The organism is Bordetella pseudohinzii, assembly GCF_000657795.2.
In the GTDB taxonomy this organism is placed as follows: Bacteria; Pseudomonadota; Gammaproteobacteria; order Burkholderiales; family Burkholderiaceae_B; genus Bordetella; species Bordetella pseudohinzii.
Window position 1 is genome coordinate 55,829 of the sequence record NZ_JHEP02000020.1, and the last position, 12,116, is coordinate 67,944.

A 12,116-nucleotide genomic window follows, 5' to 3' on the forward strand; every position below is an offset into this window, starting at 1 on the left:
GGCTAGTTCAGCACGAAGCGGCTGACCGCCACCGCGACCCAGACCGCGCCCGTGAAAATCAGCATCAGCATCACCGCGGCGCTGCCCAGGTCCTTGGCCCGCCCCAGGAGCGGGTGGGTCTCGACCGACAGCGCGTCGGCCAGGGCCTCGATGGCCGAATTGATCAATTCCACCACCAGCACCAGCACCACCGAGGCGATGAGCATGAAGACTTCATCGGTCGTGCGCCCAAGAAAGAAGGCCGCCGGGATGAGCAGCACGGCCAGCGCCAGCTCCTGGCGGAAGGCCGCCTCGTACTTGACGGCCGCCTTCAGGCCCTGCCAGGAGTAGCGCAGGGCATTCAGGATGCGGCGCAGGCCGCCGGTGCTCTTATAGGGCGAAGAATGTGGGGTCATGGCGCCATGCGGGAATCGGGTCTGCGGCTTTTTAACAGATTCGCGTGTCGTCCGTATCGCGCGCGCCGCCGCTTTAGGCATCCTGGCTTTCAGGCCGGCTGGCCGGCGCCGGCCGCCGACGCCTGCGCGGCCTCCAGGCGCTGGGCCCGCAGGGCGTACTGCCGCGTCACCACGGCGCCAAAGAAAAAAATCTGCGCCGAGTAATAAATCCACAGCAATAGCGCGATCAGCGATCCCGCCGCGCCATAGGCCGAGGTCACGCCGCCGCGGCCCAGGTAGAGCCCTATGCCCCATTTGCCCAGCAAGAACAGCCCGGCCGTCACCACCGCGCCCGGGATCACATGGCGCCAGCGCACGGACACCGAGGGCAGCAGCTTGAAGATCACGGCAAACAGGGCTGTCACCACCGAAAAGGAAAACAGGTTGGCCAGCCACTCGCCGATCAGCGCCACCAGGGAGTAGGTCCACAACTCGCCATAATAGCCGCGCGCCACGCCCATCGCGGCATTGACCGCCAGCGACAACAGCAGAAAACAGGCCAGCACCAGCACCAGGCCGAAAGACAGCATGCGGCTGCGCACCAGGCCCTGGATGCCGCCCGAACGGTCGGGCTCGGCCTCCCACAACTCATCCAGGCTGGCCTTGAGTTCGGCGAAAGCCGTGGTGGCGCTGAAGACCAGCACCCCGATGGACAGCAGGGCGGCTACCCAGCCCTTGCCCGACTCGTGCGCGCTGGCCAGCACCGTCTGGATCACCTCGGCGCCGCGTTCGCCCGTCAGGTCGCGCACCTGGCCGAACAGCTCCGAGCGCACGGCTTCCTCGCCGAAGAAGGCGCCGGCCACCGCGATCACCAGGATGAGCATGGGCGCCAAGGAAAACACCATGTACAGCGCCAGGGCCGCGCCCTTGCTGGCGGCGCGATGGCGCGACCATTGTTTGGCCGAATCCATCAATAGACCGGCCAGTTCTCTCGGATGGCAAAGCCGCAGCAGCGTGGGAAAACGCATGGACCCCTCCAACAGTGTCAGGCCCATTGTAGGCATCAAAACGGGGGCGCATGCAAGGCGCGCACAAAACAAAACCCCCGGCGAACCGGGGGTTTTGATTGCAAAGGAGAGCCGCGCGGCGAAGGTACGCGGCGCTCCTGGCCGGAGGGCAGGACTTAGAAGTCCATGCCGCCCATGCCGCCCATGCCGCCGGGCATGGCCGGGGCAGCGGGCTTGTCTTCGGCCAGTTCCACCACGGCGGCTTCGGCCGTCAGCAGCAGGCTGGCCACCGAAGCGGCGTTTTGCAGGGCGGTGCGGGTCACCTTGGTGGGATCCAGAACGCCTTGCTCGACCAAGTCGGTGTACTCGCCGGTGGCGGCGTTGTAACCGTAGTTACCCTTGCCGGCCAGGACGGTGTTCACCACGACGCTGGCTTCTTCGCCGGCGTTGGCCACGATGGTGCGCAGCGGCTCTTCGACAGCGCGCAGGATCAGCTTGATGCCGGCGTTCTGGTCGGGAGTGTCGCCTTGCAGGCCGGAGATGGCTTGCTTGGCGCGCAGCAGGGCCACGCCGCCGCCGGCAACCACGCCTTCTTCCACCGCGGCACGGGTCGCGTGCAGGGCGTCTTCGACGCGGGCCTTCTTTTCCTTCATTTCGACTTCGGTGGCGGCACCGACGCGGATCACGGCAACACCGCCGGCCAGCTTGGCCACGCGCTCTTGCAGCTTTTCACGGTCGTAGTCGGAGGTGGCTTCCTCGATCTGGGCGCGGATCTGCTTGACGCGCGCTTCGATGGACTTGCCGTCGCCGGCGCCGTCGATGATCGTGGTGTTTTCCTTGGCGACTTCGATGCGCTTGGCTTGGCCCAGCTCTTGCAGCGAGGCCTTCTCCAGCGACATGCCGGTCTCTTCCGAGATCACGGTGCCGCCCGTCAGGATGGCGATGTCTTCCAGCATGGCCTTGCGGCGGTCGCCGAAGCCCGGCGCCTTGACGGCGGTGGTCTTCAGGATGCCACGGATGTTGTTCACGACCAGGGTGGCCAGGGCTTCGCCCTCGACGTCCTCGGCGATGATCAGCAGCGGACGGCTCGACTTGGCGACTTGTTCCAGCACCGGCAGCAGATCACGGATGTTGCTGATCTTCTTGTCGTAGATCAGGACGAAGGGATCGTCCAGAGCGGCGACTTGCTTGTCGGGGTTGTTGATGAAGTAGGGCGACAGGTAGCCGCGGTCAAACTGCATGCCTTCGACGACATCCAGTTCGTTTTCCAGCGACTTGCCGTCTTCGACGGTGATGACGCCTTCCTTGCCGACCTTGTCCATCGCATCGGCGATGATCTGGCCGATGGAGCTGTCGCTGTTGGCCGAGATCGAGCCGACCTGGGCGATTTCCTTGCTGGTGGTCACCGGCTTGGAAGCCTTCTGCAGCTCGGCCACGGCGGCGGCCACGGCCTTGTCGATGCCGCGCTTGAGGTCGATGGGGTTGAAACCGGCGGCAACGTACTTCAGGCCTTCCTGGACGATGGCCTGGGCCAGCACGGTGGCGGTGGTGGTGCCGTCACCGGCGTTGTCGGAGGTCTTGGAGGCAACATCCTTGACCAGCTGGGCGCCGATGTTCTCGAACTTGTCCTTCAGTTCGATTTCCTTGGCGACGGACACGCCGTCCTTGGTCACGGTCGGGGCGCCGAACGAGCGCTCCAGCACGACGTTGCGACCCTTGGGGCCCAGGGTGGTCTTAACAGCGTTGGCGAGAACATTCACGCCGCGAACGATGCGCACGCGGGCATCATCGGCAAACAGAACTTGCTTGGCAGCCATTGTCAGCTTCCTTCGAAAATAGGGGTTAGCGCAATTACTGGATCACGGCGAGGATTTCTTCCTCGCGGATGACGAGCAGCTCGTCGCCATCGACCTTGACGCTTTGACCGGCATACTTGCCGAACAGGACCTTGTCGCCGACCTTCAGGTCGACCGGCAGGACCTTGCCGTCTTCCGTCTTCTTGCCGGGGCCGACGGCCAGCACTTCGCCTTGATCGGGCTTTTCAGCGGCGCTGTCGGGGATGACGATGCCGGAAGCGGTCTTACGCTCGTTGTCCAGGCGTTTGACGATCACGCGATCGTGCAGGGGACGCAGGGCCATGAGGAACTCCTGTTTCGATAACTAGAAGATTGATCGGTTATGCGCGGGAGGTTGTTAGCACTCACCGTCGACGAGTGCTAATTATAGGGATGACTCGTTAGGCTTCAAGGGGGGATGCCGGCCCTGTTACATATTGGGCGGCGTGCCTTGGCGTTTTATATGTCCCCATATATTGACGAAGCCCATTCAACATGAGATTGACCACGCCCGGTCGCGCCTTGATGCACCCAGGGGGTTACATTTTTCGTGGTGGGCAGAAATTGACCATTGATTGCGCCTTTCCTTTTTGCTTCGGCCGCTGCGGCGCGGGGCTATATTGTGCGCAAATTCCGACTATCACCCACAAACAATGCCGGCTCGTCCCTCCGTGTTAATCGCGGACCGGGACGCCGCGGGCTATCGCAGACACAAGGGGACCCCGCTTTGAATCATCGTTTGGTATGGAACCGCCGCCCGCGCGTCTGGCGCGCGGCGTCGGAACGGGCGTCGCCGTCGCGCGCGGGGCGAGCCTCGCCCGGTCCCGTCTTGCTGCTGCGCCGCCATGCGCTGGGCGCGGCGCTGGCGCTTGGATTGGCCGGGGCAGGCGGAACGGCGCAGGCAGCCTGTGTCGCCGTCGGTGCGGTCGTCCAATGTTCGCCGCCGAGCAACCCGCTATTGCCGTTCTATGCGAATTCATCCGATAACCTTATTGTCACGGTGAACCTCGGGGCGATACTGAGCGTTTTGGACTCGTCCGGCGGTACGGCGCTGAGCCTGTCCGGCAAGGGCGTGACCCTGGTGAACCACAGCACGATCAACGCCAATCTGTACAGCTCAAATACGACCGCAGCGACCGGGGTGTTCATCGGCAATGCCTCGGGCAGCATCCTGAGCGTGAGCAATGAGACATCGGGGATTATCGCTGGCGTTACCGCCGGCGTCGGCGGTAACGCCAGCCTGCCGTCGCTACAGGGCATGGCCCTGGTCGTGCGGAACGGCATCGGTGGGGACAGCTACATTAACAATGCGGGCTGGATACACAGCACCGACGTGGCGGGGCAGGTCTCGGCGGATGCGGACAAGGCGGTGATCGCGGCCTACGGCGGCGCAAGAGTGGAATTCGTCAATACCGGCACCATCGTCGGCCGCGTCGCGTTGGAGGCCGCCGGCTCTCCCGGCCAGGGCCACAGTTTTACCAACGCCGGGGCCATCGTCGGCGGCGTATCGCTGGGCCAGGGCGGCAACAATACCTTCACGGCTGTCTCCGGTTCCTCGGTGCAGCGCGGTACGGGAACGTCGTCCGCGGATCTGATGGTGGCGGGCTTGCCCGGACTGGCCTTCGCGCCAGCCGGCAAGGTCGATGGCGGCGCGGGCGGGGGCAATACGCTGGTGCTGCAGAACGTGGCGCCGTCGTCCGGCGTCGGCAGCGGCACGGGGGGGCCGCTCACCCCGATTTCGGGTACGTCTTACGTCAATTTCCAGAACCTGCGCATCAATAGCGGTACCTGGGAATTGCAGGACGCGCCCCTGGCTTCCGGCGGCAGCGTGAACTTGAACGGCGGCTTGGCAATACTGGCCCATGGCGGCATGCTCGGGGTCGGTCCGATCCATGCGAATGGCGGCGCGATCGCTGTCAGCGGCAGTTCCGGAACCCCGAGGATAGCCAATGATTTCGTGCTCGGCAGCGGCGGGCTGACGGTCACCGGCGCCAACGGCCTGACGCTGTCAGGCACGCTGTCCGGCGCGGGCGGCCTGACACTGACCGGCGCCGGCACGGTCATCCTGACCGGCGCCGGCAATCATGCAGGCGGCACGACGGTGCTGTCCGGCACCCTGCAGATCGGCAACGGCGCCGGCACGGGCAGCCTGGCGGGCAATGCGGACATCGCGGCGGGCGCCGCGCTGGTCTTTAATCGCAGCGATACGGTCCGCTTCAACGGCGTACTGCGCGGCGCTGGCGAGCTCCGCCAGGCCGGCGCCGGCACCCTGGTGTTGGCCGGTGACAATACCCTAGGCGGCAGGACGATCATCGATGCCGGCACCCTGCAAGTGGGCGACGGCGGCAATCATGGCTCGCTGAGCGGCGATATCGTCAACAACGCCAACCTGCGGTTCGACCGTGCCGACGATTCGGTCTACGGCGGCGTGATTTCCGGCGCCGGCGCGACGGCCAAGGCCGGGGCCGGCAGGCTCTCTCTCACCGGCGACAGCAGCGCCTATACGGGCGTCACGCAAGTAACGGCCGGCGCCCTGCAGGTGGATGGGGGGCTTGGCGGCCATGTCCAGGCCGCGAATGGCGCAACCTTGTCCGGCGCCGGGACGCTGGGCCAGGTGACTATCGCGTCCGGCGCCACCCTGGCCCCGGGCAACGCCGCCGCGCCCACGGGCCGCATGAACGTGCAGGGTGACCTGGCCTTTCAGGCGGGCGCCGTGTATCGCGTCGCCACCACTTCCGATGGCGCGGCCAGCAATGTGCGGGTGGCCGGCGGCGCCACGCTGACGGGCGCCACCGTGCAGGTAGCGCCCTCGGCGGGGAACTACGCCGAGAACACGAGCTACGACATCCTGCACGCCGGCGGCAGCTTCAACGGCACCCGCTTTGCCGGGGTGGCGTCCGATCTGGCCTATCTGGCGCCTTCGTTGAGTTATTCGGCCAACGACCAGGATGTCAGCCTCACGCTGACCCGCAAGCAGGTCCCGCCTGGCACCGATGCCGGCAGTCCCGAGCCCTCCGAGCCGGGCGGCCCTGCCACGCAGCCCGGTCCGGACAACGCCACGCGCCCGATTCGCTTCGCCGATCTGGTCAGCGGCGGCAACGCGGTGGCCACCGCCAATGCCGTCGATAGCATGCCGGCCGCCAACGAGGTCTACCGCCATGCCTTGAGCCTGCCCAATGGCGCGCCGCAGTCATTCTTCACCGCGCTCTCGGGCGCCAGCCACGCCAACGCCGTCGGCGCCTTGCAGGGCTTGAGCGGTCAGGCGCGCAGCCTGCCGTTCTCGCATCTGCGCGCCAACCTCGGCGCCGGCATGCGCGCCGGTTCGCCGACCGCGGCCGTGGGCGTGAGCGACGCGGCGCCGGCCTCATCGGTGCTGCCCGCCTCCAACGCGCAGCCCGCATGGGCCGAGCTGGTCGGCAACTGGCAGCGGCTGGGCGCCACCGGCGACACCTCGGAGGCGCGCATGCACACGGGCGGCGTCTTCGCCGGCGCCGACGGCGCGATCGGCGCCGGCTGGCGCCTGGGCGGCGCACTGGGCTACACCGACAGCAAGGTGCGCACCGGCGGCGTGGACGACAAGACCGATATCTCCAGCTACAGCGCCATCGTCTACGGCGGCAAGGCCTTTGACGCCGGCGCCGGCAAGCTCAACCTGCTGCTGGGCGCGGCCTACACCTGGCATGACATCGACAGCAAGCGGCGCATCGCCGTGGGCGGCCTGGACCAGACGCTGCGCGCCGATTACGGCGCCAGCACCACCCAGCTGTTCACCGAATTGGGCTATGCATTGCCCGCCGGGCCGTCGCTGACCTTGGAGCCCTACGCCGGCCTGGCCTGGGCCAATCTGCGCAGCCGCGCCTTTCAGGAAAGCGGCGGCAGCGCCGCGCTCTCGGGCGCCAGCCAGACCAACCAGACCACCACGAGCACGCTGGGCCTGCGCGGCCGCCAGGCGCTGACGCTGGGCGAGTTCCAGGGCGGGCTCAGCGCCGGCGCGGGCTGGCGCCATGCGTTTGGCGACGTGAACCCGACGTCGCGGCTGGCCTTCGACGCGGGCAATGCGTTCACGGTGGCGGGCGCGCCGATTGCCCGCAATGCGGCGGTGCTCGAAGCGGGACTGGATGCCCAGGTCGGCCGTCGCGCGACGGTGAGCCTGAGCTATGCCGGCCAGTTCGGTTCGGGCAACCAGGACCACAGCGCCACGCTGGCCTGGCGGTGGGCGTTCTGACGGCCCTCTATCAGGCGGTGCCCTGACGGGCGGGCGGCGCGAGGGTATCCGGGCATGGCGGCGGTCATCCGGCCGCGCCGCGGGCCCTTGCCCCGCGCCGGCGGTTTGGCGCAATTCAGCGATCCGCCGTCCGGACTTGCCTATTCGCGCGGCGCGGGAGGGCGTACCATTCGTCCTACAGATTTCTACCGACAGGCTTGGGCGGGGCCATCCTGGCTGCGGGCGCCGCCACCTGGAGCGAATATGGATACGATCGACACATTGGTGCTGCGCACCTTGAGGGATTGGCGCGCGGCCGGCCGCCGCGCCGTGCTGGCCACGGTGGTGCGCACCTGGGGCTCGTCGCCGCGGCCCGTGGGCGCGATGATGGCCCTGTGCGAAGACGGCGCGGTGGTGGGCTCGGTGTCGGGCGGCTGTATCGAGGACGACCTGATCGCGCGCTATACCCAGGCCTATGGCCGCGGCGCCATTCCGGCCGGCCCTCCCGAGCGGGTCCGCTACGGCGTCAGCGCCGACGAGGCGCACCGTTTCGGGCTGCCTTGCGGCGGCACGCTGGAGCTGCTGCTGGAATTCGATCCCGACGCGCGGTCGCTGGACATGCTGGTGGACCGCCTGGACGGCGGCGAGCTGGTGCTCAGGGAGGTGGATTGCGCCGACGGCGCCGTGCAATTGCGCGCCGCCGATGCGCCGGATGCGCTGCGGTTCGACGGCGCGCGCCTGACAAACACGCTGGGGCCGGGCTATCGCATGCTGCTGATCGGCGCGGGCGCGCTGGCGCAGTACCTGGCCACCATGGCGATCTTCAACGGGTTCAGGGTGACGGTGTGCGACCCGCGCATCGAACACCGCGCCACATGGTCCATGCCCGACGTGCCGCTGCTGACCGACATGCCCGACGACGTGGTGAAGGATTTCCGGCCCGATACGCACACCTGCATCCTGGCGTTGACCCATGATCCCAAGCTGGACGACCTGGCGCTGCTGGAGGCCCTGGAAAGCCCGGCCTTCTACGTGGGCGCCATCGGCTCGCGTCGCAACAGCGCCGCGCGGCGGGCGCGCTTCATGCAGCATTTCGACGCCAGCGAGGCCACGCTGGCCCGGCTGCGCGGGCCCATCGGCCTGTACATCGGCAGCAAGACGCCCGCCGAGATCGCCGTCAGCATCATGGCCGAGGTGCTGGCCACCAAGAACGGCGTGGCGCTGGCGCCGGAAATGGACATCACGGCGGCCAAGACCCAGCAGGAGCTGAGCACGCTGCCGCAATGAAGGGCGCGCGCCGGCCGGATCGCGGCGGGCCGACGCCCGCCAGCCCTCGCTTCAGAACGCGCGCAGCAGCGAGCGCCCGTAGTGGTTGTTGGACTCGACCAGCACGCCCAGCAGCCGCATGAAGACCTCGCGGTTGCGGGCGTTCAGGGGTTCGAGCAGGCGCGCCTGGGCGCGCGCCATGCCCTCGTGCAGCTCTTCCACGATCTTGCTGCCGGTCTTGGTCAGTTTGGCCTGGCGCGAACGTTTGTCCTTGGGATTGATGCGCCGCTCGATCAGGCCTCGCTCCTGCAGCCGCTTGATCACGTCCGCGGTGGTGGTGCGGTCCAGGCCCACGTCCATGCCGATCTCGGTCTGGTCCATCCATGGCACCAGAGACAGCGCGGTCAACACACCGTATTGCACCGGCGTGATGTTCTGCGAATGGCACTCTTCGAAGAACATGGCGTAATGGATCTGGTTCAGGCGCCGAACCAGGAAACCTGGGCGTTCCCACAGCACCTCGCGGGCGGGGTCTCGGTCCTCATCCGCGAGCATGCGGGCCTGGGGAACTGCCGACTTTCGCGCTACTGGGGCTGTTTTCTTAGGAGACGCCATGCAGACTTTCCGCGAGGGTAAAAGGACAGTGTACTGAAAAAATCACACCGGATAGACCAGATCGTTGGCCAGGATATTCGTGTCGTAGATAACGTCGCGCCGCTTCAGGCGCAGCACGCCATCCTCGCGCACGAACACGTCTTGGTAGACGCCCGCCAGGTGCATGGTGGTGGGGCCCTCGACCAGGGTCTGCATCAGCAGGAAGCTGGCGTGCGAGGTGATCTGGCCGGCGGCGTCCGCGTCGATGACGCGCACGCCGCTGACGATGTGCAGCAGATAGCGCGGCGCGAACATCTGCGTGCGCGAGATCGCCACGGCGCGGTCGTGCATCATGTCGCGGCCTTCGGCGTAGACCAGCCCGACCGGCAGATTCAGTTCGGCGTTCTCGCGCGCGGTCACGCGGTACACGGCGTCCGCGACGAAGAAATCGGGCCAGCGCTCGACATCGCCGCCGTCCAGCGCGGCGCAGTACTCGGCGTGGAAAAGCTCGATCTCGGCCTTCAGGGGCACGGCCCGGTCCAGCGGCAGGCGGGCGGGCACGTAGCTATTGCTCTGGTTCATCTCGGCGGTTTCCTTCAAAAGCCCATGACCTGGCGGTAGTACTGGTACATCGAACGGATGGCGGCTTCGGAGATCAGCGTATCCGAGGTGCCGAGCTTGCCGCTTTCCAGCTTCAGCACGTTCAGGTCGGTGCTGGAGCGCCGCACGCCTTCCTGCACGAACTTCATGGCCTCGTTGTCCTCCAGGCCCAGGAAGCCGGCCGGGCCCATCAGGTTGCCCTGGCGCAGGCGGTGGCGCTGCATCTCCTCGGTGTCGTCCTCGTAGCCGAACATGGTCCATTGCATGATCATGCTGTTGGGGCCGTTGGGGATGATGTGCCGCACGCCCAGCGTGTTCATCTCGCGCTGGACGACCAGATTGGGCCAGATGGTCTGCATGGTGACCGACCAGGGCGAGTCGAACTCCTTCACATACTCCAGGAAGCGGTCATCGCGCAGGCGCAGGCTGTCATGGAAGGAGCGCATCTCTTTCTTGTTCTCTTCGCTGACGGTGGCGTACTTTTCTTCGCTCTTGGCCGAGGCCATGGTGCCATGGCGGCCGTGCACGGTGTCCACGGTCATCGCCGACTTGTTGCCGGCCACCAGCAGGCCGAACACCACCAGGAAGGAGTGCAGCAGGGTCGCGTGGTAAGGATCCTTCAGATTCTCGTGGTACATCTTCCAGTTGCAGGGCAGCTCGTTGCGGTAGTAGCCCAGCAGCTTCAGCGGGCGGCCCGGGAACACCGCGTCGAAGTCCTCCAGCATCTCGGGCGTCAGGTATTCCTCGATGGGCTCCACCTCGTCGGAATACGACGCGAAGATCACGCCATGGCGCGTGGTCACGTTCAGCTTGCGCAGGCCGTGCTCCTCGTTGCGGAAGTCGCGCGGCATGCCGCCCGCCTTGTTCACGCCGCGTTTGAACGGCACGCCTTGCAGGTTGCCCTTCAGGTCGTACGACCACTGGTGATAGGGGCAGACGAATTCCTTGGCCTTGCCCTGGCCGTGGCGGCAGAACTCGGCGCCGCGGTGCGCGCATCGGTTCTCGAACACGTGCAGGCTGCCGTCCTCGGCGCGCGACACCACCACCGGCACGGCGCCCACGTACGAGCGTTTGTAGCTGCCAGGCTCGGGCACCTCGGCCTCCAGCGCCACGTAGTTCCAGGTCTTGCCGCGGAAGATGCGTTCCTGCTCCTGCTCGTAGACGGCCTGGCTGGTGTAGACCCAGTCGGGCACGAAGTGCAGGGCGTCCTCGGGCCAGGTGCAGTCTTGCAGCGGCGGGTCCTTGCGGGCGGGGGTGATGCCGATCACGGTTTGCGATTGATACATGAAAGAGCTCCGATGGGCCGCGCGCTCAGGCCGAACGCTGCAGGCAGGATTTGACGAAAAGCTTCACGGAGGCGGCCGGGTCGGCGAACGCCGCGGCGTCGATGACGACCGACTGTTCGAACAGTGCGCGCAGCGCGCGCAGATCGCCGCCCGCATTGATGGCCACGCCGTGCACCGGCACGCCGCCGCGCAGGCCCAGGCACAGCAGCTTGGGCGTGTCGTCGTCAGGCCGGGCCGCGCCGCGCATGACGTACTGCAGGCCGGGCTGCGGCGCGCCCAGGATCTGGATGTTGCAACCCAGCTGGTCGGTCCAGAACCAGGGGTAGGGCGACTTGGGGCGCGGGGCCTCCAGCATGGACGCGGCGGCGATAGCGCCGTGCGTGTTGGCGTTTTGCCAGGACTCCATGCGCACTGGCCGGCCGTTCGGCTCGCGGCGCTGGCTGGCGCAATCGCCGGCCGCCCAGACGCGCGGGTCGGCCGTGCGGCAGTCCGCGTCCACCAGCACGCCGGCGGTGGCCTCGCACAGAGGCAGCCCGGCCGACGCGGCCAGCTCGGTGCCCGGCGCCAGGCCGATCGCCACCAGGATCTGGTCGGCCTCGACCTGGCCGCCATCGGACAGCGTCAGCGTAGCGCCGGCCGTGGCGGCGGCGCCCGGCACGGCGCCGGAGACGGACAGGCCCAGGCGCACATCCAGGCCCAACGCGCACGCGCGCCGCAGCAGCCAGCCGCTCAGTTCGGGCGGCAGCGCGCGGCCAAGCAGGGCGGGCGCGCCTTCGATCACGGTGACGCGGGCGCCGCGCTGCGTGGCGGTCCAGGCGGCTTCCAGCCCCAGGAACCCGCCGCCGATGACCGCCAGGCGCACGCCCGGGGCCAGCGCCGCGCCCAGGGCCATGGCGTCGTCCAGCGTGCGCAGCAGATGCACGTTGGGCAGGCCGTCGGGCAGCAGCGGC

Annotated in this window: 10 protein-coding genes; 2 read left to right on the forward strand and 8 right to left on the reverse strand. The window is 67.4% G+C overall.

Annotation, left to right across the window (positions count from 1 at the left end):
• Positions 1-2: 2 nt before the first annotated feature.
• The 4 genes from L540_RS19790 to L540_RS19805 form a co-directional block, all read right to left on the reverse strand.
• Positions 3-395, reverse strand: coding sequence for a diacylglycerol kinase (locus L540_RS19790; RefSeq protein ID WP_043212143.1), 393 nt, complete (start codon positions 393-395; stop codon positions 3-5).
• An 89-nt stretch (positions 396-484) separates the two neighbouring features.
• A complete protein-coding gene (locus L540_RS19795) occupies positions 485-1,402 on the reverse strand; it encodes a YihY/virulence factor BrkB family protein (RefSeq protein ID WP_043212141.1) in 918 nt (305 codons plus the stop codon).
• Between the two features lie 155 nt (positions 1,403-1,557).
• Positions 1,558-3,198, reverse strand: a complete 1,641-nt coding sequence (gene groL / locus L540_RS19800) for a chaperonin GroEL (RefSeq protein ID WP_043212137.1) — start codon at positions 3,196-3,198, stop codon at positions 1,558-1,560.
• 34 nt (positions 3,199-3,232) lie between these two features.
• Complete coding sequence (locus tag L540_RS19805; protein ID WP_029578378.1) at positions 3,233-3,520, reverse strand: co-chaperone GroES; 288 nt, start codon at positions 3,518-3,520, stop codon at positions 3,233-3,235.
• 723 nt (positions 3,521-4,243) lie between these two features.
• On the opposite strand from L540_RS19805, the gene L540_RS21670 reads away from it, so the two are divergent.
• Together L540_RS21670 and L540_RS19815 are read left to right on the forward strand one after the other, a co-directional pair.
• Positions 4,244-7,441 (forward strand): autotransporter outer membrane beta-barrel domain-containing protein, encoded by a 3,198-nt coding sequence (locus tag L540_RS21670; protein WP_082149710.1) that lies wholly within the window; start codon positions 4,244-4,246, stop codon positions 7,439-7,441.
• A gap of 243 nt (positions 7,442-7,684) precedes the next feature.
• Entirely contained in the window at positions 7,685-8,707 is a 1,023-nt protein-coding gene (locus L540_RS19815) for an XdhC family protein (protein WP_043212133.1), read from the forward strand.
• Between the two features lie 51 nt (positions 8,708-8,758).
• Here L540_RS19815 and L540_RS19820 read toward each other — a convergent pair whose 3' ends face one another.
• From L540_RS19820 to L540_RS19835, 4 genes are all read right to left on the reverse strand, one after another.
• The gene (locus L540_RS19820) at positions 8,759-9,241 is read right to left on the reverse strand and encodes a MarR family winged helix-turn-helix transcriptional regulator (RefSeq protein WP_043212131.1); all 483 of its coding nucleotides are present in this window, start codon (positions 9,239-9,241) and stop codon (positions 8,759-8,761) included.
• 102 nt (positions 9,242-9,343) lie between these two features.
• Positions 9,344-9,862, reverse strand: coding sequence for an aromatic-ring-hydroxylating dioxygenase subunit beta (locus L540_RS19825; RefSeq protein WP_043212129.1), 519 nt, complete (start codon positions 9,860-9,862; stop codon positions 9,344-9,346).
• 14 nt (positions 9,863-9,876) lie between these two features.
• On the reverse strand, positions 9,877-11,166 hold the full coding sequence (locus L540_RS19830; protein ID WP_043212127.1) for an aromatic ring-hydroxylating dioxygenase subunit alpha: 1,290 nt from the start codon (positions 11,164-11,166) through the stop codon (positions 9,877-9,879).
• Positions 11,167-11,191: 25 nt separating this feature from the next.
• Positions 11,192-12,116, reverse strand: a 925-nt coding sequence (locus L540_RS19835) for an NAD(P)/FAD-dependent oxidoreductase (RefSeq protein ID WP_048026694.1), incomplete at its 5' end; no start/stop codon positions are given.

Coding starts and splice junctions, on each gene's coding strand:
- L540_RS19790 (WP_043212143.1), bottom strand. CDS start 395: ATGACCCCACATTCTTCGCCCTATAAGAGCACCGGCGGCCTGCGCCGC.
- L540_RS19795 (WP_043212141.1), bottom strand. CDS start 1,402: ATGCGTTTTCCCACGCTGCTGCGGCTTTGCCATCCGAGAGAACTGGCC.
- groL (WP_043212137.1), bottom strand. CDS start 3,198: ATGGCTGCCAAGCAAGTTCTGTTTGCCGATGATGCCCGCGTGCGCATC.
- L540_RS19805 (WP_029578378.1), bottom strand. CDS start 3,520: ATGGCCCTGCGTCCCCTGCACGATCGCGTGATCGTCAAACGCCTGGAC.
- L540_RS19815 (WP_043212133.1), top strand. CDS start 7,685: ATGGATACGATCGACACATTGGTGCTGCGCACCTTGAGGGATTGGCGC.
- L540_RS19820 (WP_043212131.1), bottom strand. CDS start 9,241: ATGCTCGCGGATGAGGACCGAGACCCCGCCCGCGAGGTGCTGTGGGAA.
- L540_RS19825 (WP_043212129.1), bottom strand. CDS start 9,862: ATGAACCAGAGCAATAGCTACGTGCCCGCCCGCCTGCCGCTGGACCGG.
- L540_RS19830 (WP_043212127.1), bottom strand. CDS start 11,166: ATGTATCAATCGCAAACCGTGATCGGCATCACCCCCGCCCGCAAGGAC.